Source organism: Anabaena sp. UHCC 0204, assembly GCF_009711975.1.
In the GTDB taxonomy this organism is placed as follows: Bacteria; Cyanobacteriota; Cyanobacteriia; order Cyanobacteriales; family Nostocaceae; genus Dolichospermum.
In genome coordinates this window covers 67,378-90,370 of record NZ_VIKW01000021.1, presented here as the reverse complement: position 1 = coordinate 90,370, position 22,993 = coordinate 67,378, and the positions used below count along the sequence as shown (strand labels likewise).

Genomic DNA, 22,993 nt, shown 5'->3' with positions numbered 1-22,993 from the left:
AATTATTGCTGAAATTGGCTTAACAACCAACTACAAACTTGGCTATGATCCATTTGTCGAGTTTTTCTTAATGCTTCATTCAGTAGGGAAATTTGTAATCCTGGTAATACTTGAGATTCAGTAATTCTTCTACTACCGCCATTTTCAATAACAAAGGGGATAACCTGGACATTCTGAACATCAAGTACCCAATATTCAGCTACACCTAAATCTTCATACATGAGGCGTTTTTCCCCTTTATCATCTGCGAGGGAACTATTAGCAACTTCAATTACTAAATCTGGTACTGGATAAACATCTAAATTAACAATAGAAGTTCCATAGGGAATAACATTTGCTTTTTCACCAATGTAATAAGAAACATCGGGTTGGACTTCTTGAAATCCAATTTTTCTATATGTACAATTATCTTTGCTATTAAAATTAATTCCCTGAATTGTTGCAAATAAGCTAACAGCAAATATAATAATACTATGGTCGCTGGCGTGATCATTCCCAATTGGTGACATTTCTACCCTCATTTTTCCATTGTGATAATAGCCTTTGGATTTTATATATTTAGGATTTTCAATTAATTGAATATATTCATCCCAAGTTGCTGTTACCCAAGTTTCAGTTAGTAATTGCATTTTGGTAATTGGTGATTTGTCAGTTGTCAGTTGTCAGTTGTTAAGAAGTTTTCCCTACTCCTCTGCTCCCCTACTCCCCTGCTCCTCTGCTTCCTTGCTCCCCTACTCCCCTGCTCCTCTGCTTCCTTGCTCCCCTACTCCCCTGCTCCTCTGCTTCCTTGCTCCCCTGCTCCCCTGCTCCTCTGCTTCCTTGCTCCCCTGCTCCCCTACTCCCCTACTCCCCTGCTCCCCTGCTCCCCTGCTCCCTTGCTCCCCTGCTTCCTTGCCATTAAGGCTTAACAACTAAGTGAAAAGAATTTAAATAGCCTGTAGTAGTTTTATTTAAAGTTTCATGCTGTTTTTCAGAAGTAATTGCCATAACCTTATATAATCTATTATGAGCAACAAACATCCTCGTTTTTGTAACTTTTCCGATTGCATTTACATATTCAATTTCTCTGCCAGGATGAAAGTTAGAACTACGAATATTGCGCTGATTTATTAATCTACTTTTGGTAGTTTTTAGTTCCATATACTGGGCTTCATCCATGAGTTTTTGAGGGCTATTCATCTGCACATAGCTATCAGGAAATTCATTGTATGTAACTATATATGCAGCTTCTTGTTCTGGTGGTTGGATTAAAAATATTTCTAATTTTATTTCCCCCATGTAAGTTTTTTGAACTTGGGTTTTTCGTGCGGGCATTCCTGGCATTAATACTGTAAAATGTCCGTCTGGGGCGGTAAATGTCCTCCATTTAGGCTGTACTATTTGAGGAACAATAGATTTCTGTTGGGAGATTGTTGGTTTGGATGAATGCACACTAGCGACAGCATAACCGCTAGATAAAAAAGTGGCAGCAATCAAAGATAGTAAAATTTTGCTATTCATAAGTTATAAAATTTGTAGATGCAGATTTCACTGTTGTTGCTAGTTATAACCTAGAGGCACACAAAGCTGCACCAATTAATCCGACTTGTTGGTTAAGAATTATGTGAATGGGTATTTCTTCGAGTAGAGAACGCATTCTCCCTTTTTGGGTAAAATTCAAGATAAAACTACCATTTTGCATTAAAGGTAGGATTTTGGGACCGATGCCACCAGCAATATATAATCCTCCATAGGGCAGGAGTTTTAGCGCCAGATTACCAGCTTCTGCACCGTAAGCTGCAATAAATAATTGCATGGTTTGTTCCGAAAGGCGATCGCTTTTTTCCAAAGCTGCACTACCAATAAATGCACCAGGATCAACTGTTTTTTCAGCTTGTCCGGCTTCTTGTTCCCATGTTCTTACAGCTTGGGCAATTTCTGGAGATTCAGTGGCTATTTTTTTATCGCGTAAAAATTGGTAAATAGAAGTAATTCCCAACCCGGAAACAACTCTTTCTACAGAAACTCGTTGAATATCATGTTTATCTAATAGATATTTCAACAATTGAAATTCTAACTCATTGCGCGGGGCAAAATCTGCGTGTCCACCTTCTGAAGGAAAGACTTGATATTGATTCTCCTGTTTAATCAAAAATCCCTGTCCTAAACCCGTTCCTGCACCGATTACAGCCATTGGTAATGCTGGTTGGTGTTTACCAACTTGCAAAGTTAGCAAATCCTGTTTTGTTAACCCGAAAATACCATAACCAACAGCCGCAAAGTCATTAATCAGAGAAATTGCTGGAATACCCAGTTGTTCAGATAAACGATCTGTATCGAGAAACCATGCTAAATTGGTCAACTGAGCGGTATTTTTGACTACAGGACCTGCGATCGCAAAACAAGCTTTGTCGGGTGTGCTAGAGTTAGCTGTAATCAAAAACTTTTGGACTATGGGGACTAAATCGGGAAAATCTCCACTGCGAAAACTCTCTTCATACAGAGTTTTTAAACCTAGTGTTTCTGAGAATTCCACCAAACGTAAAATAGTTTTTGTTCCACCTATGTCTCCTGCTAGTAGCAATGTCATAAAATTTATTAGCTAGTAAGTTATTTTTGCTTAGTTACTGTCAGTTGCGATTTATGGAAAACCACAATTCAAAGATTTACACAAATCGGACAATTTCCTCAATCTTCGTCAAATGAGAAGTATCTCCTTTTAGTTCTAGCAACCATTCTGAATCTTGACGCACAACTTTTACTAAAGAACATAAAGAAGCTTTAACTTCACTTTTGGCTATATCTCCTACTAATCCCATTGCTGCCCCCAATACAGAAGCGCCATGTGCCACCAATAGGATATCATGGGGGAAAAATTCAGTAGATAGACACCTAGCAGTTTGGGCTGAACGTTCCCGCACCTTTTCATGCGTTTCCGGGTATTTTGCAGCTATGCGCGATGTATAACTAGTATCAATTCTGGGAAATAATTTTACTAAAGCTGAAGTTGAGAGTTTTTCAGGTTCTTCAGTCATCCATGCTGGATTAAGCCATTCACTCAAACCTATTTCTAGTTTAATCGCTAAATCCAAAACTTCAGCGATCGCATTAGCAGTTTGGATGGTTCGCAAAAAGGGAGAAGCGAAAATATGGGCAATTTTTTTCCCTTTGAGTCGTTTTGCTAATTGCTGCGCCTGGATCATACCGTCATCAGATAACGGTGGATCATACCGTCTTTCGGCAGTCAGAAACCAATCGGGATATACGAAATCGAGGCGGTTAGCGTGTCTTGCTATCCAAACAATTTGACTCATGGATGAAATGATCTTAACGTGTATTAATTTTGGATCTGCGATTATGATACAATATATTACAGATATTTGAAATACAAAATCTAGGTATACTCTATGACAGAGTTGAAAGTCTATTTGTGTCTAATTAAAATTAGATAATTTCCAGACCTTTAACTAAATCTTTACCTGCTTGGGCTATATCTTGTTGTAATGCACCACAAGCAACACACAAATAGCAACCATCTTTTACCAAAGGTTGTTCCTGGAATTACATTTATTTTATATTCTGTGAATCAGTTTTTTCACTAATTCCCAATCATCTCTAGACATAAAACAGAAGGTTAAAATACGATTATTTATTTGTATCATTATTGATATATAAAAGAGAAATTTTCCAATGACTATTTACTTTTACAAAGTTTGGCAGCCCTATGGTTGTTTTTCTAACTTTTCTCCCCACGGTATTGAGATCGCTGGGACTTACTGGCCAACTGTTGAACATTATTATCAAGGGCAAAAGTTTGTCGGTAGTCCAGATGCCTCAATTATACCTTTAATCCATGGGGCTGCTACTCCGGAAATTGCCGCTGCTTTAGGGCGTTGTCACACTCGCCGTCTCCGTCTAGATTGGGAATTAGTCAAAACTCAAGTTATGCGGGTAGCTGTACTAAAAAAGTTTATCACTCATCCAGAAATTAAAGAAGTATTATTAATGACAGGTGATGAAATCTTGATGGAAGATTCACCTACAGACTATTTCTGGGGAGGTGGTGCAGATCATACAGGGGAAAATCACTTAGGTAAAATCCTCATGAGTGTGCGAACAGAGATCCGGACTTTATCAAACAAAAATTCCGTAGTCCAGAATTATAGAAATTCAGAATGAACTATAAAAAATGCAGTTGATAGGGGATAGATTACGTTTAGATATATCTCTATTCTAAGATTTTAACGTCAGGTAAGTTATACTTTTTTTATGGCAGGCTGACTGGGTGAATTCTGCTGTAGAGTTTAAATTTTGAATTAGTTTGTTCTCACTTCTGTCCCAGAATGATACAAAAATTAATCAAAAGAGCCGTATATGAAAATTTACTTTAGTATTATTACTGAGATTGGATAAAAGATGTAATCATATAATAAATATATTCACCCTAGTATAAAATTAAGTGCAGTTTTTATTGAAAATTAAAGATTGTAAATTTACAATTCTATAAGCTATAAACTTTTATTAGGGCATATTTTACAAAAATTTATATTTGCGATTAGGTGAAGATAAGCAATGACATTTACCGATAAACCAAACGGTTCGCAGCAAAATTTAGACCAACAAAGTTTACTGCACCGGATGATCAAACAAATTAGGCGATCGCTCGATCTTCAAGAAATATTAACAACGACTGTTAATGAAGTCCGTGCATTCTTGAATACAGATCGGGTGAAAGTATATAAGTTTGATCCTGATGGTAGTGGTGAAGTCATCGCTGAATCCATCCATGAACAACGGCTACCATCCTTATTAGGCTTACACTTTCCCGAAAGTGATATTCCCTTAGAAGCCAGGGAAATGTTCTTATCAGCACAACAGCGTTCAATTGTCGATGTAGCTGGCGGCACAATTGGATTATCACCACTTATATCTCAGGAGACTGGGAAAAGCTTACTATCCCAGAATATTTACTACCGCCAGGTTGATTCATGTCACATCCAATACCTACAGGCAATGGGTGTACAGTCGTCTTTAGTAGTGCCAATTTTAAACTATGACCTGACAGAAGAAACATCACAACCAAAATTATGGGGATTATTAGTATCACACCATAGTCAACCCAGAACAATTTTCCAGCGGGAACTTAAATTAGTCCAGCAAATTGCCGACCAAGTAGCGATCGCCATCTCTCAAAGTAACCTCCTCAGCGAAAGCCTTACCCAGCAAAAGCGAGAAGCCATCATTAACCGGATTAGCACTCTCCTGCATCAACTCCCCACCATGCAAATGCAAACAGCAGTAGAAGAAACCATAACTGCTTTTAACGGCATCGGTGGCAGACTTTATATCGAATCTACCCAAGAACTATACATATCAGGTCAACAACCCCAACTACCCTACAAATCAGAAAACACCATCATTGAACAGCATCCTGTTTGGAAACAGTGGATAGGAGAATCCAACCCAGGACAAATTTATGCAATTTCCGACCTTTATCAAGAACCATCATTGCGAGTATTAGCCCTAGCCTTTAAACCCACATCAATCCGGGGCATGATGGTAATACCCCTCCATTATCGGGAAAACTTTCTTGGTGTATTCAGCATTTTTCGTCCAGAATTTGACACCAAAATTCTTTGGGCTGGACAGCGTGAACAAAATCATTACCAAACATTCCCAAATCGTTCCTTTGAATTATGGCAAGAAACAAAAAAAGGACAAGCACCAGAATGGAAACGAGAAGATATATCACTAGCTACAGGTTTATGTCATAACTTCTCAATGGCCATTCAACAACAACAAACATACAAAGAATTATATATTCTCAATAACCAACTAGAACAAAGAGTTAAAGAAAAAACCGCTGAATTAGAAAAATCATTATCTCTGACCAAAGCACTTAAAGAAGTCACAGATCAGATGCGTGGCACATTAGACCTGAATATCACCCTACAAACTATCGTCAGGGAAGTACGTTCTCTTCTTAATACTGACCGAGTGCTGATTTATAAATTTCTGAATCAATTTGAAGGTAATGTAATTGTTGAAGATATCAACAGTAATTGGCCATCAATCCTGGGAACTCAGCAACCATCAGGATGCTTTCCCGAAGCATCTGCGAATCTTTACTTGCGGGGTAGAACCAGAACCATTAATAATGTATCCACAGAAATATTAACTCCTTGTCATCGAGAATTTTTACAAAGTTTACAAATCCAGGCTGATCTCATCGTCCCTATTACAATTGATACTCAACTTTGGGGATTACTCATAGCCCACCAGTGTGCAGCCCCTAGAACCTGGCAAGAAACAGAAATTGACTTATTACAACAGTTAGCAGACCAAGCCGCAGTTGCTATCCAACAAGCCCAACTCTATGAACAAAGCTGTGTTGCCGAAGCAAAAGCTACTGCCAAAGCCGCACAATTAGAACAAACTCTCCACCAACTCCAAGAAACCCAGACAAAATTAATTCATAGTGAAAAAATGTCTGGTTTAGGACAGTTAGTAGCAGGTATAGCCCATGAAATCAACAATCCCGTTAATTTTATCTACGGTAACTTAAGTCATGCCAATGACCACACCGAACAACTTCTAGAAATTCTCCAACTCTATCAGTCCCAATACCCTAAACCAGAAGGTAAAATCAAAGCTGCTTTAGAATCCATAGATTTTGATTTTGTGGTACAAGATTTACCTAAAATCATGTCATCTATGCAAGTAGGAACAAATCGAATTCGCTCAATAGTTTTATCATTACGCAACTTTTCGCGTTTAGATGAAGCAGAAAACAAAAGCGTTGATTTGCATGAAGGCATTGATAATACCTTACTAATTCTGCAACATCGTTTAAAGTCTCATGGTAGTTTTTCTGGTATTGAAATCATTAAAGATTATGGCAAATTACCAGAAATAGAATGCTATGCCGGACAAATGAATCAAGTATTCATGAATGTTATCAGTAATGCTATTGATGTCCTCACCTGTGAGTCAGAAACAAAAATTAAATTTTCACCAACTATCCGCATTTCTACTAGAGTCTCCACAAGCAATACTCATGTCCTAGTTAGTATTGCTGATAATGGCGCAGGAATGAGTCAACAAGTGAAACAACGAATCTTTGACCCATTTTTTACAACCAAACCAGTTGGTAAAGGTACAGGATTAGGACTAGCAATTAGCTATCAAATTGTGGTGGAAAAGCATGGTGGATTGATGGAGTGTATCTCAGAACCGGGTCAGGGAACAGAATTCTGGATTGAAATTCCCCTGAAATTCAGGACAGTTGAAGGGTAAGTTAAGTGACAAGGGCGAAGCATTCGGTGTAAGGGCGTATCCCTGACGGGACTGGAAGCATCAGCATTCGGTGTAAGGGCGAAGCATTCGGGCGACAAATTCTCGGTTTTTCCCCAAGTTTATTTTCCGAATGCTTCGCCCCTACTGGGAAAAATCTAAAGTTTTTGGGTTTTCCATAAATAACTAGATAGACAATTTGTGACAATGTGAGCAACTATTGGCAATAACAAGTTGCCGCTTAATAGGGCGCTATAACCTAAAATGATACCAATGATAGTTGCCCAAACTACATAAGGCCATTGTTCGGGTCCACTGAGGTGTAAGACTCCAAAACAAAGACTGGATACGATCACAGCCGTATGATCTGCGCCTAAAGCGGGTAGCATTACACCTCGAAATAATAATTCTTCGCTTAAACCTGGTAGTAATCCTAACCAGATTAAATCTGGTAAAGCTAGAGGTTTAAGAACTAGTTCTAGATAATAATCTGCACTTTTGCGATAAGGAGGAGAAAGACGATAAGCCAAACCACTTAAAAAAGTAATGATTAGTCCTAAGCCAATTCCTAATAATAAATCTTGTTCGTGCCAATGCCATCGGAAAAGGATGATATTGCCCCAACGTAACCATAATTTGGCAACTATCCAGAGAATAATTGCTGTCACACCCATTGCTACTAAGACTTGGGTGCGTGTTAGGTAAGGAATTTCTGGTTCTTGTTTTTGTTGTTCAACCACAGGATTTTAGATAAATAATTGCTAATTGGATAATGGGTAATTGTTAATTATCAATTGTTAATGATAAAGGATTAATACCTGCTTTATGAGCGACTAATACGCCTATTGCTTCCAAGTATGAGTTTACCTGTAAGGTTTGAATTCTTAACATGGGGGCAGAAACTTGGATCAAAGTTTTATTTTCTGATATTGTAATTATCTGACATTGTTTTTGGCTTAAATTCAATACAGCACTGCTTCCACAGGCGGTGGTAGGAATAACTAAAGCATCAACTTGATCTGCCCAAATATCAGTGGATAGAGAATTGTGGACTTCTGTGTTGATGATAAATTGCGGGGCGTTACTCAAGCCAACTAAAACACAAGGTAAGAATGTGTAGCCTAGTTCTTCAGCCGCTGTACGGGGTGATAAATTGGGGGCTGGAGGACTGGGAGAAAGGGCTGGAGCATGGGCGCAGGGGATTTTAAAGGTGCGGACTAATAAATGGCTAATGACGGCTTCTGCACCCGCTAGAGGGTCTACTCCTTGACCTTGGCGATAGTTTTGGACGGCTGTTTCGTCCATATCGTCGGGAAAACGGCTAACAACAGCGATCGCTTCGGCTTTTTCTTCTATAATTAATTTCTCAGCAGCCCGTAATAAACTATCAGGATTCCCGATTGTTCCCCAACTTGTACCTGATGGAGATATCCGTAATTCTACGTTTAATGCGGCATCTGTAATTACATGATTTGTGATATTTAATCCTAGTGTTGCTCTGGCTGCATCGGCTACTTGCAGGTGTCGCAGCATTAATTCTGGTTCGATTCCCTGGTCTAAAAGTAAACCGACTCTATTACTACGGACGGGACGTAAACCCCATTCTCCAGCCGCAAATTTATCTAAACCATAACCTTCGACATAGAAAGCGTTGGGAATATTCCAGTATAAACTCGCTGCATTCATGACGTTGGGGTGAGTAATCAAGCGATCGCACACCTGTGATATAATTTTAGCTACTGGTAAGGCATCACCAGCATAACCGCCAATCGCTGCTCCTATGCCTGTGGGGATAATTAAAAGTACGGTATATGGTTGGTGCATAGTTAAGACTAATTACTAATTTGCAGCAAAATTCAGGAGTTAGAGTATTCCAAGTAAAAAAATGCCCAATTGTCATTGCGAATGGAGCGGAGCGGAATGAAGCAATCTCTGGTTTTGGATCATTTATTGTTTGGAACACACTTATCAAGGTAGGTTTTGTATATAAAATGCTGCAATAATTACGTTAAATATCAAGATATTGAATATTTCAGGAAGATTACAAAAGCGAATTTCTACACAAAATATTGCCTGTGAAAATCTAGGTTGGGGGGGGGAAATGAAATTACAGTTAATAGATTTTAGTTAAAAAAATGTGCGATCGCTTGGTATGATTATAGGCGATCGCTGCCCATTAATTATTAACCAACACTTGCAGTCGTCACAACAGCTTCTACTGTAGCAGTTTGGGATTCTTCATCAACAGCAGTAATAGCCCAACGCAGGGGTTCACCTTGTTTTTGTAATTCGGCTGTAATAGCTTTCTCTAATTCAGTTGGAGTTTCTTGTAATTCGATTTCGGCTGTAATAAAGTGAGTTGTCATAAGTCTCAATCCTTTGTATTGTTGATTTTGAGAATACAGAAACTTAGTGGTAATTAGTAATTGTCAATTGTCAATTGTCAATTGTCAATTGTCCATTATTACCTAAGCTTTCCCAAATTGCGCTTGATAAACGATATCTTCTTTTTCTGTTTCAATTTTTAAATCAGAAAGGGGTTTAGCAACACAAAGTAGCGCATAGCCTTGTTTTTGCAATTCTGGACTTACACCCATACCATCTGCTTGATCTACAGTTCCTTCCGTAATCAAAGCAGCACAAGTTGTGCAAACACCAGCACCGCAAGAAGTCGGTAAGTCTAAACCAGTAGCTGAAGCGGCTGAGAGGATAGTTTCAGTTTCAGGAACTTGCAGAGTATATATTTTACCTTGGTGATTAATTTCTACGGTGTAAACGTTGGACATATATAACAGCAGTTTTTGACAATAGACAAATATTTTATTCTACTTGATAATATATAGCAATCTTGTCAGATTTGCGAAAGTTTATCTTTTTTAACATTGCTAAATTCTGATCGGATACTGCGGCATTAACCAATTTATTTATATCTATACAATCAATACGTATAATATCTTATACTAAATTAGTAATTCTTATATCAAAATAGGTTAATTGACCGATGACTGATAAACGAGAACTTTCAGAACAGGATATTTGTACAAAATATATTTTACCTGCCTTGGTGCGTTCAGGATGGGATATCACCAAGCAAATTCGAGAACAGGTCTATTTTACTGATGGTCGAATTTATGTAAAAGGGAATCAAACACGCCGGGGAAAGGCAAAAAAAGCCGATTATATTCTTTATTATAAACCGAATATTCCGATTGCTGTTATTGAAGCTAAAAAAAATATTTATCCTGTTGGTGCTGGTATGCAACAGGCTTTAAATTATGCAGAAATTTTAGATTTACCTGTGGCTTTTAGTTCTAATGGAGATGGTTTTTTAGAACATGATAAATCAGGTTTTTCTCATTTAATTGAACGAGAATTAAATCTTGATGATTTCCCCACTCCTGATCAACTTTGGCAGAAATATCAGAAATTTAAAGGAATAGAAACACCAGAAGCGGAAGCAATAGCGAGTTTTGATTACTTTTTTGATTCTCAAGGTCGTCAACCTCGCTATTATCAACAAATTGCGATTAATCGCACGGTGGAAGCGATCGCTAAAGGTCAAAATCGCTTACTTTTAGTTATGGCTACAGGTTCAGGGAAAACTTACACTGCCTTTCAAATTATTTATCGGTTGTGGAAAAATGGTATTAAGAAAAAGGTATTATTTTTAGCTGATAGAACTGCTTTAATTAGTCAAACAAAACGTGGTGATTTTAGGCATTTTAAAGACAAAATGACAGTGATTAAAAATAAAGTTATTGATACCGCTTTTGAAATATATTTAGCCTTATATCAAGGTTTAGTAAATTATGATGATGATTTGCTAGATGCCTATAAAGAATTTAACCCTGATTATTTTGATTTAATTATAGTTGATGAATGTCATCGCGGTAGTGCGGCTGATGATAGTAAATGGCGAGAAATTTTAGAATATTTTAGTTGTGCTACCCAAATCGGTTTAACTGCTACTCCCAAGGAAACCAAAGAAATTTCTAATACTGAATATTTCGGTGAACCAGTTTACACCTATTCTTTAAAACAAGGGATTGATGATGGGTTTCTTGCACCTTATAAAGTGATTCGGGTGGGTTTAAATGTAGATTTAGAAGGTTATCGTCCTGAAATGGGAAAACGAGATAAATCAGGTTATTTTGTGGACGATAGAATCTATAATCTCAAAGATTTTGATAGACATTTAGTAATTGATGAAAGAACCAAAACCGTCGCTAAAAGGGTAATGGAATATTTAAAAAAGACAGATGTTTATGCAAAGACAATTATTTTCTGTACAGATACAGAACACGCGGAAAGAATGCGTCAAGCAATTATCAATGAAGCGGGGAATTTAGCTTTAAAAAATCATAAATATGTGATGCGTATTACTGGAGAAGATAAGGAAGGAAAACGCGAACTTGATAATTTTATTAATCCTGAAGAACGTTATCCGGTAATTGCGACAACTTCTAAATTAATGACGACGGGGGTTGATGCACAAACTTGTAAATTAATTGTACTTGATTCTAATATTGAATCACCTACGGAGTTTAAACAAATTATTGGTAGAGGTACAAGAATTAATGAACAATTTGATAAGCAGTTTTTCACAATCATGGATTTTAGAAATGTTACCGATAAGTTTGCTGATCCTAATTTTAATCATCATCCCATTATGATTAAAGAACTCGCTCAAAATCAACCATTAACCATAGAAGATATTAATGGGAATTTAACGGAATCTATTATTGATCAAGATACTGGGGAAGTGATTAATTTTAACGAAAGGGCTGAGGATTTTACCTATAGTAAACCGAAAATTATTCAAGGCGGAAATATTGTTTCTGAAAAACGGGATAAGATTTATATTACAGGGGTTTCTATTGCGATTCTTAATGAAAGAGTGCAATATTTGAATGAAGCAGGAGATTTAGTTACTGCAAGTTTAAAGGATTATACTAAACAAAATTTATTGCAGGAATTTAGCAGTTTAGATGAGTTTCTAATACGCTGGAAGGAAGCAGATAAAAAAACGGCTTTAATTGCAGAATTACGAAACCATGATATTATTGTTGAGGAGTTAGAACAGGAAATTAAAAAAGATTTAGATTTGTTTGATTTAATTTGTTATGTTGCTTGGAATCGTCCACCTTTAACTCGTAAAGAAAGAGCAGAAAATGTCCGAAAACGAGATTATTTTACTAAATATGGTGAAAAAGCAAGGGCGGTTTTAAATGCACTTTTAGAAAAATATGCTAATGAGGGAATTGAAAATATTGAAGATTTGTCTGTACTGAAATTAGAACCGCTAAAACAATTTGGTTCTCCTCCAGAAATTGTGAAAATATTTGGTGGTAAATCTCAATATATTTCCGCTTTACGAGAATTAACCTGTGAGTTGTATAAAATAGCAGAATAATTAGTTATGAATAAAATTGGAACGCAGATAATACTAGGTGATTAATGAATACTAACAAATATGCTATAATGCCATCAACATAGTAGGTAAATAAATATTAATCCTATGACCATAACTGTCACAAAAACAAAACAATATATTGAACAAAGAAATGAGGGTTATTGGATTCAAGGAACAAGAGTTTCGCTAGATTCAATAGTATATAGTTTTCTCAATGGAGATGCTCCTGAAATTATAGCCCAAAACTTTCCTTTATTGTCATTAGAACAAGTTTATGGAGCGATCGCCTTTTATCTTGCTAACCGTGAAGCAATTGATACTTATTTAAAGCAAGGTGAAACGGAGTTTGAGAAATTACAACAATCAACTAGAGAAAAAAATCCTTTGCTATACCAGAAATTAAAAACCAGTCAAATCCAAAAATCAGAAAAAATATGATATTTAGCTATTTATGACAGTTATTAAATTTCAAGCAGATGCGGACCTAAAACAAGCGATTGTTACCGGGACTATTAGAAGACAACCCAATATTGATTTTCAATCAGCATATACAGCAAACCTAGAAGGTAAAAAAGATCCAGAGGTTTTAGAAATAGCAGCACAGCAAGATAGAATCTTAGTTACTCATGACAGAAAAACCATGCCTTTGGAATTTGGTGAATTTATTATATCAAAAACCAGTGCTGGAGTTTTAATTGTTTCCCAAAATTTATCAATTAGTGAAGCGATTGAAGCAATTATTCTTGTTTGGGAAGTTTCTCAATCAGAAGAGTGGATTAATCAAATTATGTCAATTCCATTTTAATTTTTCATCTATTCTCAAATCCTAAAAATCCTTAAATCCTCGATATTATCTCGACTTCGCGGTAGTTGAGCGGAGTCGAAACTCGATAACCACCTGATTCTGACAATCTGACAAAATGTAACTATTTTATGTTATTCTCTTACATTATACATTTTTATTTACCTTTTCCATAATTCACAATGAAAAATCTCGGCGGTAGTATTAAAAGTTTACGTAATTTCATGCGAAAAGATCCAGGAGTTTCTGGAGATGGACAAAGAATTGAACAGTTAGGTTGGTTATTATTTCTGAAAATTTTAGATGCAAGTGATCATGAATTAGAATTAATTAAAGATGATTTTATTTCCCCTATTCCTGAACATTTACGCTGGTGTAATTGGGCGGTTTCTGTACAGGGAATGACTAATGGTAAAAAGTCTTTAACAAGTGATGAGTTACGAGATTTTATTGATAAGGATTTGTTCCCTAAATTGAGGAATTTAGACACTAGCACGGGTAATAAACGGGCATTAATTATTAAAGAGATTTTTCAGGGTACTAATAATTATATGAAAAATGGGACTATTATCCGTCAGGTGTTAAATAGTCTCAATGAAATTGATTTTGAAAGTTCGGAAGATCGACATTTATTCGGCGATATTTACGAAACTATTTTGCGAGAACTTCAGACAGCGGGCGCTTATGGGGAATTTTACACACCCCGCGCTTTAACTGAGTTTATGACGGAAATGGTTAACCCCATGTTAGGAGAAACTGTACTTGATCCTGCTTGTGGTACGGGTGGTTTTTTAACCTGTGCGATTAATCATTTACGTCAGCAAGGTGTTGATAATGTCCGGGATTTACAAACTTTAGAAAAGACGATTAAGGGGATGGAATTTAAGCCTTTACCCTTTATGTTAGCGGTGACAAATTTATTTCTCCATGAAATCGAAGTTCCAAATATTGAATATACAGATAGTTTAAATCGTGAATATACTTCTATTGGTAATAAAGATCGGGTAGATATAATATTAGCAAATCCGCCTTTTGGGGCTTCGGTGACTGATGGTGTGGAAGAGAATTTTCCTATGAGTTATCGCACGACAGAAAGCGCAGATTTGTTTCTATTATTGATGGTGCGGTATTTACATGATGGCGGCCGGGCTGCTATTGTTTTACCTGATGGTTCATTAACAGGAGATGGGGTAAAGGCGCGAATTCGTCAGCATTTATTAGAGTCTTGTAATCTGCATACTATTGTCCGTTTACCTAATTCGGTGTTTCAACCTTATGCGTCTGTGGCGACTAATTTGTTATTTTTTACCAAGGGTGAACGGACAAAGGAAATCTGGTTTTGGGAACATCAATTACCGTCAGGTGTGAAGGCTTATTCTAAGACAAAACCGATAAATAAAAATGAGTTTCAGTCTTTAAAATAATGGTGGAATAAACGTGAGGAAGGTGAACAAGCATGGCGGATAAGTTTTGATGATTTAGAGAAAAATGGTTTTAATATAGATGTGAAAAATCCCCATGTTGCGGAAGTTGAAAGGGGTTATAGTTCGGTTGAGTTGTTGGATATGTTGCATGATTCTTTTAGAAAGAGTGATGAAATATTAGAGATTTTAAAAAAGGACATTTAAAATGAATGATTTGGATAATATTTTTAATGTTAATATCAGAACCTATGTTCAAATTATCTCTGATTGGCTTATTTCAGATATGAAATGGGAAGAAATAGATGTAGAAGAGTCATTAATAAAAAAGAATTTTATCATAAAAGAATCTGTATTACAGAAAGATTATAAAAAAGTAGGACTTTATCCTATTGTTTCCCAAAGCAAAGATTTAATTTCAGGATATAGTGATGAAAAAGAATTATTGATTGATCAAAACATTCCTACTATAATATTTGGTGATCACACACAAGTTGTTAAATATATTGATTTTCCATTTATTATTGGTGCTGATGGGGTAAAAATATTAAAACCAATAGATGAATATATCCCAAAGTTTTTTTACTATTTAATAAAGTCTATTGATCTAAATTCTTCTAAATACGCACGCCATTATAAAAATCTAAGATTACAAAAAATCCCTTATAAAGATAAATCTTTTATAATTCAAGAAAAAATAGTCTCTTTCTTAGATGATTTACAAAATAATTCTTTAAGAGAAGTAATATATTTTGATAATAAAATTGAATCTAAAATTCTACAATTACATCAATTTATTTTAAATAATAATTATGTAATTCATGAAAATGAAAAGCAATCAAATATAATTTCTCAACTCAAACAAGCGATTTTACAAGAAGCTATTTCTGGTCAATTAACAGCAGAATGGCGTAAACAAAACCCAATCCAAAAAGGTGATCCAGACACCGACGCAGCCGCACTCCTCGCCAAAATCAAAGCGGAAAAACAACAATTAATTGCTGACGGAAAACTCAAAAAAGAAAAACCTCTCTCTGAAATTTCACCCGATGAAATCCCCTTTTCTTTACCTGATAGTTGGGTTTGGTGTCGTTTGGTAGAAATTGCAGATGGATTTGAATATGGATCAAGTTCTAAATCACTTAAAGCTGGAAAAATCCCTGTTTTAAGAATGGGAAATATACAAAATGGATTAACTGATTTAACAAATTTAGTATATACAAATGAAGAAAAAGAAATAGATCAATATGCTTTATTTTATGGTGATTTACTATTTAATAGAACTAATAGCCGTGAATTAGTGGGAAAAACATCTTTATTTCTTTCTGATAAAAAAATGATTTATGCAGGTTATTTAGTCCGTTATAGAATGCTTGGAGAAATCAGTTTTTTCTATACTAATTATGTCATGAACTCTAAACTTCATAGAGAGTGGTGTAATACAGTTAAAAGTGATGCAATAGGACAATCTAATATTAATGCAACTAAATTACGAAGTTTTTGTTTTCCCCTTCCCCCCCATGCAGAACAAAAAGCAATAGTTGAAAAAGTAGATTATTTAATGAAAATAATAGACCAATTAGAAGCACAAATCAAACACCGAAAACAACTAGCAGAAGACCTGATGCAAACGGTTTTAAGAGAGGCTTTCGTCTAAATCAGGATATCCAGGATTAAAGGATTTACAGGATAGAATGTAGAATGATTTTGATAATCTCAATTCAGAAAATGATTAATATAATAGTATTATTCAACAATAGATAATTAGTAAATAACATCCTGTACATCCTCAAATTCTGGATATCCTGATTCAGACAAATAAATATCATTCAACAATGGACAATTGGTAAATAACATCCTGTACATCCTCAAATCCTGAAAATCCTGATTCTGACAAATAAAATTAATTAAACCTAGTTAAAAATTCATTAGCAGTAATAATTTCAATATTTCTAAAAGGATTTAATAGCAATAAATACGGTTATTCATCATCATCTAAAATCGCCTGTAATATCTCTGGTGTTAAACCTCTCTTTTCAGCTTTATCAGCAATTTCTTCCATCACTTGACTAAGACTTTTATTAGCTAAATCAGGTTGAAAAAACAACTTAATTATGACACTTAGTTTTTGTTGTTTGTTAACTTCTGCTTCTCGGTAAGCTTTCGCTACTTCATTATCAACATTAATAGTAATTGTTTCCATCTCAAACTCCTAGATTTGATCCAAAAGACAATTGCCTTTATATGCCTATTTTACCATTATCTTTCCAACACCGCGCAAACTGAATGAAAACCTCATATAGCTTGCTTTCTAAAAGATATTGCCCCTACAGCAGCATTAAAAATCAATATCCTGTACTATGGCTAACGCCACGCTCCGCGAACGACTTCGCGGTAGTTGAGCGGAGTCGAAACTCGATAACCAGATATCCTGATTCAGACAAATAATTAACTAACAGCTTTTTGTTGCTGATATAATTGCTTAAATAAAGCTTGCTGTTTTTGATGATCAACAATTGGAGTAGGATATCCGACTCCATGACATTCTAACGGGGGAATTTTCCCAGTTACTAAATATTCTGTATCTACAGAACGCAATTCTGGTATCCATTGACGAATATATTCAGCTTCTGCATCAAATTTTTGAGTTTGACTAGCTGGATTAAAAATGCGTAATGGTTTAGGGTCCATACCACTAGAAGCACTCCATTGCCAACCTCCATTATTAGCAGATAAATCACCATCAATGAGTTTCTGCATAAAATATTTTTCTCCCCATTGGGGATTAATCATCAAATCTTTAGTTAAAAAACTGGCAACTATCATTCTACATCTGTTGTGCATCCAGCCAGTTTCATTTAATTGACGCATAGCTGCATCAACTATAGGATAACCTGTTTTGCCCTCGCACCAAGCTTGAAAATATGTTTCATTATTTCGCCAAGGAAATGTTTTAAAAGTATCTCTATATGCACCATTAGCTAATTCTGGGAAATGATACATAGCGTGTTGATAAAATTCCCGCCATGCTAATTCTTTTTGCCATGTTTGGATACTGGCATTTACTTCTTCACTATTACTATTTGCTAATGCTTCTATTGTAATTTGCCAAACTGTTCTAATACCAATTACACCAAACTTCAAAGCCGCACTTAATTGAGATGTACCATCAACTGCGGGAAAATTCCGCTGTTCTTGATATTCATTAATAGCAGATTGGGCAAAATTATCTAATCTTTCTTGTGCTGCTAATTCACCAGGAGAAATTAGTAATTCTCCATCCCAAATAAAGCCTAAATCTTCAGCCAAGGGTAAATTAATTGTCCCTGCTTGTTGAGCAATTTCCTGTTCTTTAGCTGTTAAATTTTCTAGATTTTCTAGAATTTTTACTGGTTTAGCTTTAGATTTAGTAATCCAATTTTTCCAGAAAGGAGTATAAACTGTATAAGGAGTTTTCGCGCCACTAAAAATTTCTGTTGGTGAGTGAAGTAACTGATCCCAGTTATAGTTAAGAAATTCAATTCTTTCCGTTTTCAAAGCATCAATTACTGCTAAATCTCGTATTTGTGCATAAGGTTCAACATCCCAATTCCAAAATACTGCTTTTGCTTTTAATGCTGCTGCTAATTTGGGAATAGCAACAACAGGATCATTTTGTAAAATTAATAATTGACTACCTGCTTGCTGATATCTTTCCTGGAGTGCTTGCAAACAGCCAATCATATATTTTACCCTAGCGGGGGCAATATCATCACGTTGAAGAATATGGGGATCTAAACAAAATACACCCACAATTTTTGCACTTTTTTCTCTGGCCGCAGCTAGTCCTGTATGATCAGAAATGCGTAAGTCTCGACGATGCCAAAACAGAATGAGATCAGACATTGAATATTAACATAGTTCTTATGTACTAAATTAGATTTTAGCAATTAATTGTACCAAGTTTGCACAACACGACCTGTAATTTCTTGACCAAACCAAGGTGTATTATAAGAAAGAGTCTGGAGATTTGCTTTGTTTAGATTCCAGGTTTGCTGAGGATCAAATAACGTTAATTCAGCTTTTTCACCGGGTTGAATTGCTTTAATTTCCTGCTGCAAACAAGCTGCTGGTTGATGACTCAAAACGCGCCACAATTCTAAAGCTGTAAATTCCCCAGTGGTGACAAGATTTTGCCAAAGTAGGGGTAATGCTAATTCTAAACCAATTGCTCCCGGTGGAGATTCTGCAAAGGCTTGAACTTTCTCCTCATAAGTGTAGGGTGCGTGATCAATAGCGATCGCATCTATAACCCCAGTTCGCAAACCGTCCCGCAAAGATAGCATATCTTGATTATTTCCCAAAGGCGGATCTAAATGCAAGGATGTGTGATAACTCTTAATAGATGTTGTATCGAGTAAAAGGTGCATCCAAGTTGTACTAGCGGTAATGGGGACACCTTGAGCTTTAGCTTGGGCAATTAATTCTACACTGCGGGCAGTAGAAACACGCATAATATGGACTGGTGTGCCGATATCCGCGACTAATTCTAATAACGATGCAATAGCAGTTGTTTCCGCACTCACTGGAATGGGAGGTAAACCTATCCGCAAAGCTTCCGCACCTTCACGCATTGTACCATTAGCTGCTAAGTGGCGATCGCATGGCCAAAAAGCCACAGGTTTTCCGAAGGGTTGAAGATACTCCAAAACCCGTCTGACTACCCCCAGATTTTCCCAGGATTTCCCATCCGTAAAACCCACAACCCCCGCTGCGGCTAAATCTGCTACTTCTGTTAACTGTTTACCTGCTAAATCCAAGGTAATTGCTCCCCAGATGTGCAGATGAGGACAAGGTTTTTGTTGATCTCTGTGTTGTTGTAATTGTGTTACTAGGGCAGGTTTATCAATAACTGGCGATGTATCTGGTAAAACACTAACTCTAGTAAAACCACCAGCAGTAGCAGCTTGTAAAAAAGAACTTAGGGTTTCTCGTTCTTCAAATCCAGGTTCACCGGAATGACTATATAAATCAACTAATCCAGCACCGAGAATTAAACCTTGACAATCACGAATAGCGGTATCGGGACTAAAATCTGTAATTTGCGGAGCGATCGCTTGAATATAACCATCAACAATTAATACATCTGCTACTTCGTCAATTTCTCGGAGAGGATCAATTACTCTTACTTGTTTTAATAGTTCTTTTGTCATGAGAAATATTACTTATCAGTGCTTTAGCCGTTCTCTATTTTACAGGTTGACTATGCAAATTGGTGATTTTGGGTATAACTTTAGGATCAAAAAAATTAGAATAGGCATCTTCTAACACCTTGCTATGATGTAAATATCGTTTGCAAATATCAGCCATGACTACTTATAACATCGAATTTAAAGAGGGAATTTTACGGATTAAGTTTGGTGAACCTGCTCAAAATGACCAAATTGTTAGAGACGCAGCCGCACGGTTAGAGGAAATGGCGGAATCTGGAGAATTACCTGGAGGACAACTATTGAAAATAAATGGTCCGGTTTCCATTCCTGTAGCATTTGTATTAGCGCATAAATTGGCACATATTTACGGTGCAGTGAGTTTTTATGATCCAAAGCTCGGCAAATATGTGATTTGTATAACGCATAATCCTGCTTATAAACTGGGAGATTTGGTTGATTAATGTCAGAATCAAGTGAAGTACAACAAAAAATAATTAACCGCAGATGGAAGAAGATGGACGCAGATAAACGCAGATAAATTTGTACTTCATTAGACTAGGAAAGGTTATAATTTAGGTAAAACCGCTGGTAATAATTGTCCAGGCAGTTTAGACAAAGCTAAATTCTGTCCTTGAATACCTAACTCATTGTGGAAAGTCCGAATTGTGTTGATAATATGGCTGATTGTTGTTTGATAATTTTCTGTTTGCTGACTAAATCCACTTAATGCTTGTAAATGATTTTCTAAAGCAGATTCTAAATGTTGAGACAGCGTTTTTTTGTCCCCATGAAAAGAGACATCTGTAACTAAATGATAATGAGCTAATCCTAAATTATTGTGTGTCACCCATAAATCAAAACTTAAAGGTAAACCATTGAATGAGTGAGCAGTTTGCACCGCTTCTTGATAAGCATGAATACATAAATTAACAAGTTTTTGTTGTTCTGCTTTGGTTATTTGCGATTGATTTGCTAAATGCCAGTAAGCAATACCAAGATTATTTTGAGTAGCTGCATAGGCATGAGGAACATTTGTTGATGTTCGATATTTTAGTGCTTCACTATAGACATGAATTGCTAACTGGAGATTTTCTATGGGTTCTTCATATTGGGAAAGATTCCAATAAGCCGTACCAATGTTATTTTGAATCATCCCATATTTGAGAGGTTCATCGGCTGGTTGATAGTGAACAAGTGCTAATTTATAAGCAGCGATCGCTTTTTTGAGATGTTCTAGAGGTTGATTATACTGCCCTAAATGCCAGTAAGCTGTACCTAAGTTATTTTGACAAGCAGCATATTTTAACGGTTCTATTTCCTCTTGTCGGTAATGGAGTGCTTCATGGTAAGCAACAACTGCGGCTTTCCAGTTTTCTACTGGTTCAGAAAACCTCGACAAATCACCATAAGCTGTCCCCAGGTTATTTTGAATCCGTGCGTAAGTTTCTGGCTGAAGATCACCTGTAATTAGCTTTAGTGCTAACTTATAAAAATCTATGCCTTGCTGAATATAAATTTTTGCTTCTTCGACATTATCAGGAATGCGGTGCAACATCCAATAAAGAGTACCCAAATCATTCAAAATATCTGGAAGTTGTGGAGAACTCTCATCATGATTAACAGCTTCTTGGTAAGCCAGAATTGCTACCATTAAGTTCTCTATAGTTGACTGTCCTTGTTCAATTCGCAACCGATATAAATTACCAAGATTTTGATAAGCTAACGCTAATTCTTCACCCGCAGCTTGCTGAATATGTAATTGCTCAATTTCCCCTAATATTTCTGGGGTTTGTCCATGATCTTCCGTCTCTGATACCTTCAGTGCAGCTTTAATTAGCTCCTGTAACTCTTGGTTAATATGAGAAAAGGAAGAGATATTCTGGTTATTACTTGTTTGAGAAAATGGTATTTGTGTTAGTACATCTTCATTTTTATTTCCTGGAAAATCAGGTTTAGCTGTTTCTATAACTTCTGGAGGAATTTCCTCTTGCTCAAAAATCAACTGCTCAAAATTTTCCAGATCCAAACTGCGACGATTATCTACAGTTGGTGTTGGTTCTCCTGCAAATATAAAGACACCCGTTCGACAATGCCAAAATTTTGGTGCTGATTGCACAATAGCAGATAACCAAGGACGAGAAACCCAAAATAGTAAACAAGATTCTAAAAAGCAACTAGATTCCTGACTCGATAGATGTTGTTCACCTAAACGAAGATAATTTAAAAATAAACGTTGTACTGCTACAGGTTCTTTCGTGAGCATTTCCACACCCACAATCTGAAATCCTGGAATTGGTAACGGACGACCAGGAGTATCTTTTGATCCCCCTATAATGGGAGGTGGATAATTAACTAGCCATTGATTTATTTGCGATATAGGATTAGGGTCACTTACATTTAGTCGTAAAGTGACTAATCGTGGATAAGCAGGAGTGCTAAATTCTTCTACATTAGCTCTCTGGTATAATACCTTTCCTACCGGATAAGCTAAAGTAGAATGCAACCGCGCTGCTATTTGGTTTCTTAAATGTAAATCATCACATACAGCAAATAAGATTTGTCTACGGAGACCCAGACTAAGAGCAAGTTTTAGGCGATGATATACTTGCCGATTTAAACTAACGTTTTCTGTGTGTACAGTTTCATTCACGCTTGTATTTAGTTGAGCTTCAGCCCTTTTTTCTGTATACATCCTGACTGAATATATTCAAAATTAATATTACATCTCATGATTTTGATTTTCACAGAGATGTTCTCTTTTTCAGGATGAATCAAGTTTTCCCCGTTGGATTGTCAGAAAAAAGACTATAATTATACTGCTATTTTAGTATTTTAACAAAAAATCAGGCTCTTTATTATGAACCTGATTAAAATTTTATAGTTCAGTTTTGTA

Annotated in this window: 20 protein-coding genes; 8 read left to right on the top strand and 12 right to left on the bottom strand. The window is 36.2% G+C overall.

Features of this window, described 5'->3' with window-relative positions; translation table 11 throughout:
• Positions 1 to 2: 2 nt before the first annotated feature.
• The 4 genes from FJR04_RS17265 to FJR04_RS17250 all read right to left on the bottom strand — a co-directional run bounded on the left by FJR04_RS17265 (position 3) and on the right by FJR04_RS17250 (position 3,293).
• Positions 3 to 629, bottom strand: coding sequence for a Uma2 family endonuclease (locus tag FJR04_RS17265; RefSeq protein WP_168496991.1), 627 nt, complete (start codon positions 627 to 629; stop codon positions 3 to 5).
• 268 nt (positions 630 to 897) lie between these two features.
• Complete coding sequence (locus FJR04_RS17260; RefSeq protein WP_168496989.1) at positions 898 to 1,500, bottom strand: hypothetical protein; 603 nt, start codon at positions 1,498 to 1,500, stop codon at positions 898 to 900.
• A 43-nt stretch (positions 1,501 to 1,543) separates the two neighbouring features.
• On the bottom strand, positions 1,544 to 2,569 hold the full coding sequence (locus FJR04_RS17255; protein WP_168496987.1) for a glucokinase: 1,026 nt from the start codon (positions 2,567 to 2,569) through the stop codon (positions 1,544 to 1,546).
• 76 nt (positions 2,570 to 2,645) lie between these two features.
• Positions 2,646 to 3,293, bottom strand: coding sequence for a histidine phosphatase family protein (locus FJR04_RS17250; protein ID WP_168496985.1), 648 nt, complete (start codon positions 3,291 to 3,293; stop codon positions 2,646 to 2,648).
• Between the two features lie 376 nt (positions 3,294 to 3,669).
• Here FJR04_RS17250 and FJR04_RS17245 point away from each other — a divergent pair, with 376 nt between their 5' ends.
• Both FJR04_RS17245 and FJR04_RS17240 read left to right on the top strand, forming a co-directional pair.
• A complete protein-coding gene (locus FJR04_RS17245) occupies positions 3,670 to 4,158 on the top strand; it encodes an NADAR family protein (RefSeq protein WP_168496983.1) in 489 nt (162 codons plus the stop codon).
• Positions 4,159 to 4,551: 393 nt separating this feature from the next.
• On the top strand, positions 4,552 to 7,275 hold the full coding sequence (locus FJR04_RS17240; RefSeq protein ID WP_168496981.1) for a GAF domain-containing protein: 2,724 nt from the start codon (positions 4,552 to 4,554) through the stop codon (positions 7,273 to 7,275).
• A gap of 155 nt (positions 7,276 to 7,430) precedes the next feature.
• Here the strand turns inward: FJR04_RS17240 and FJR04_RS17235 are convergent, their stop codons facing one another.
• The 4 genes from FJR04_RS17235 to FJR04_RS17220 form a co-directional block, all read right to left on the bottom strand.
• Positions 7,431 to 8,012 carry a CPBP family intramembrane glutamic endopeptidase gene (locus FJR04_RS17235; RefSeq protein WP_168496979.1) on the bottom strand — a complete coding sequence of 194 codons (582 nt, stop codon included), beginning with the start codon at positions 8,010 to 8,012 and terminating at the stop codon, positions 7,431 to 7,433.
• Positions 8,013 to 8,055: 43 nt separating this feature from the next.
• Positions 8,056 to 9,096, bottom strand: a complete 1,041-nt coding sequence (locus FJR04_RS17230; protein ID WP_168496977.1) for a DUF3326 domain-containing protein — start codon at positions 9,094 to 9,096, stop codon at positions 8,056 to 8,058.
• Between the two features lie 359 nt (positions 9,097 to 9,455).
• Positions 9,456 to 9,638, bottom strand: coding sequence for a hypothetical protein (locus tag FJR04_RS17225; RefSeq protein WP_168496975.1), 183 nt, complete (start codon positions 9,636 to 9,638; stop codon positions 9,456 to 9,458).
• Between the two features lie 102 nt (positions 9,639 to 9,740).
• The gene (locus FJR04_RS17220; RefSeq protein WP_168496973.1) at positions 9,741 to 10,058 is read right to left on the bottom strand and encodes a 2Fe-2S iron-sulfur cluster-binding protein; all 318 of its coding nucleotides are present in this window, start codon (positions 10,056 to 10,058) and stop codon (positions 9,741 to 9,743) included.
• A gap of 215 nt (positions 10,059 to 10,273) precedes the next feature.
• Here FJR04_RS17220 and hsdR point away from each other — a divergent pair, with 215 nt between their 5' ends.
• The 5 genes from hsdR to FJR04_RS17195 all read left to right on the top strand — a co-directional run bounded on the left by hsdR (position 10,274) and on the right by FJR04_RS17195 (position 16,565).
• Positions 10,274 to 12,685 carry an EcoAI/FtnUII family type I restriction enzme subunit R gene (gene hsdR / locus FJR04_RS17215; RefSeq protein WP_168496971.1) on the top strand — a complete coding sequence of 804 codons (2,412 nt, stop codon included), beginning with the start codon at positions 10,274 to 10,276 and terminating at the stop codon, positions 12,683 to 12,685.
• A 105-nt stretch (positions 12,686 to 12,790) separates the two neighbouring features.
• The gene (locus tag FJR04_RS17210) at positions 12,791 to 13,123 is read left to right on the top strand and encodes a DUF433 domain-containing protein (RefSeq protein WP_168496969.1); all 333 of its coding nucleotides are present in this window, start codon (positions 12,791 to 12,793) and stop codon (positions 13,121 to 13,123) included.
• A 13-nt stretch (positions 13,124 to 13,136) separates the two neighbouring features.
• Positions 13,137 to 13,490, top strand: a complete 354-nt coding sequence (locus FJR04_RS17205; RefSeq protein ID WP_168496967.1) for a DUF5615 family PIN-like protein — start codon at positions 13,137 to 13,139, stop codon at positions 13,488 to 13,490.
• Between the two features lie 179 nt (positions 13,491 to 13,669).
• On the top strand, positions 13,670 to 14,911 hold the full coding sequence (locus FJR04_RS17200) for a class I SAM-dependent DNA methyltransferase (protein WP_217359402.1): 1,242 nt from the start codon (positions 13,670 to 13,672) through the stop codon (positions 14,909 to 14,911).
• Positions 14,912 to 15,116: 205 nt separating this feature from the next.
• On the top strand, positions 15,117 to 16,565 hold the full coding sequence (locus FJR04_RS17195) for a restriction endonuclease subunit S (RefSeq protein WP_168496965.1): 1,449 nt from the start codon (positions 15,117 to 15,119) through the stop codon (positions 16,563 to 16,565).
• 324 nt (positions 16,566 to 16,889) lie between these two features.
• Here FJR04_RS17195 and FJR04_RS17190 read toward each other — a convergent pair whose 3' ends face one another.
• The 3 genes from FJR04_RS17190 to FJR04_RS17180 all read right to left on the bottom strand — a co-directional run bounded on the left by FJR04_RS17190 (position 16,890) and on the right by FJR04_RS17180 (position 20,100).
• Positions 16,890 to 17,111 (bottom strand): hypothetical protein, encoded by a 222-nt coding sequence (locus FJR04_RS17190; RefSeq protein WP_168496963.1) that lies wholly within the window; start codon positions 17,109 to 17,111, stop codon positions 16,890 to 16,892.
• A 245-nt stretch (positions 17,112 to 17,356) separates the two neighbouring features.
• Positions 17,357 to 18,793, bottom strand: a complete 1,437-nt coding sequence (locus FJR04_RS17185) for an FAD-binding domain-containing protein (RefSeq protein ID WP_168496961.1) — start codon at positions 18,791 to 18,793, stop codon at positions 17,357 to 17,359.
• Between the two features lie 44 nt (positions 18,794 to 18,837).
• Entirely contained in the window at positions 18,838 to 20,100 is a 1,263-nt protein-coding gene (locus FJR04_RS17180) for a dihydroorotase (protein ID WP_168496959.1), read from the bottom strand.
• 155 nt (positions 20,101 to 20,255) lie between these two features.
• On the opposite strand from FJR04_RS17180, the gene FJR04_RS17175 reads away from it, so the two are divergent.
• Positions 20,256 to 20,561, top strand: a complete 306-nt coding sequence (locus tag FJR04_RS17175) for a CRISPR-associated protein Csx3 (RefSeq protein ID WP_168496957.1) — start codon at positions 20,256 to 20,258, stop codon at positions 20,559 to 20,561.
• Positions 20,562 to 20,665: 104 nt separating this feature from the next.
• Here FJR04_RS17175 and FJR04_RS17170 read toward each other — a convergent pair whose 3' ends face one another.
• A complete protein-coding gene (locus FJR04_RS17170; RefSeq protein WP_168496955.1) occupies positions 20,666 to 22,792 on the bottom strand; it encodes a tetratricopeptide repeat protein in 2,127 nt (708 codons plus the stop codon).
• Positions 22,793 to 22,993: the final 201 nt, after the last annotated feature.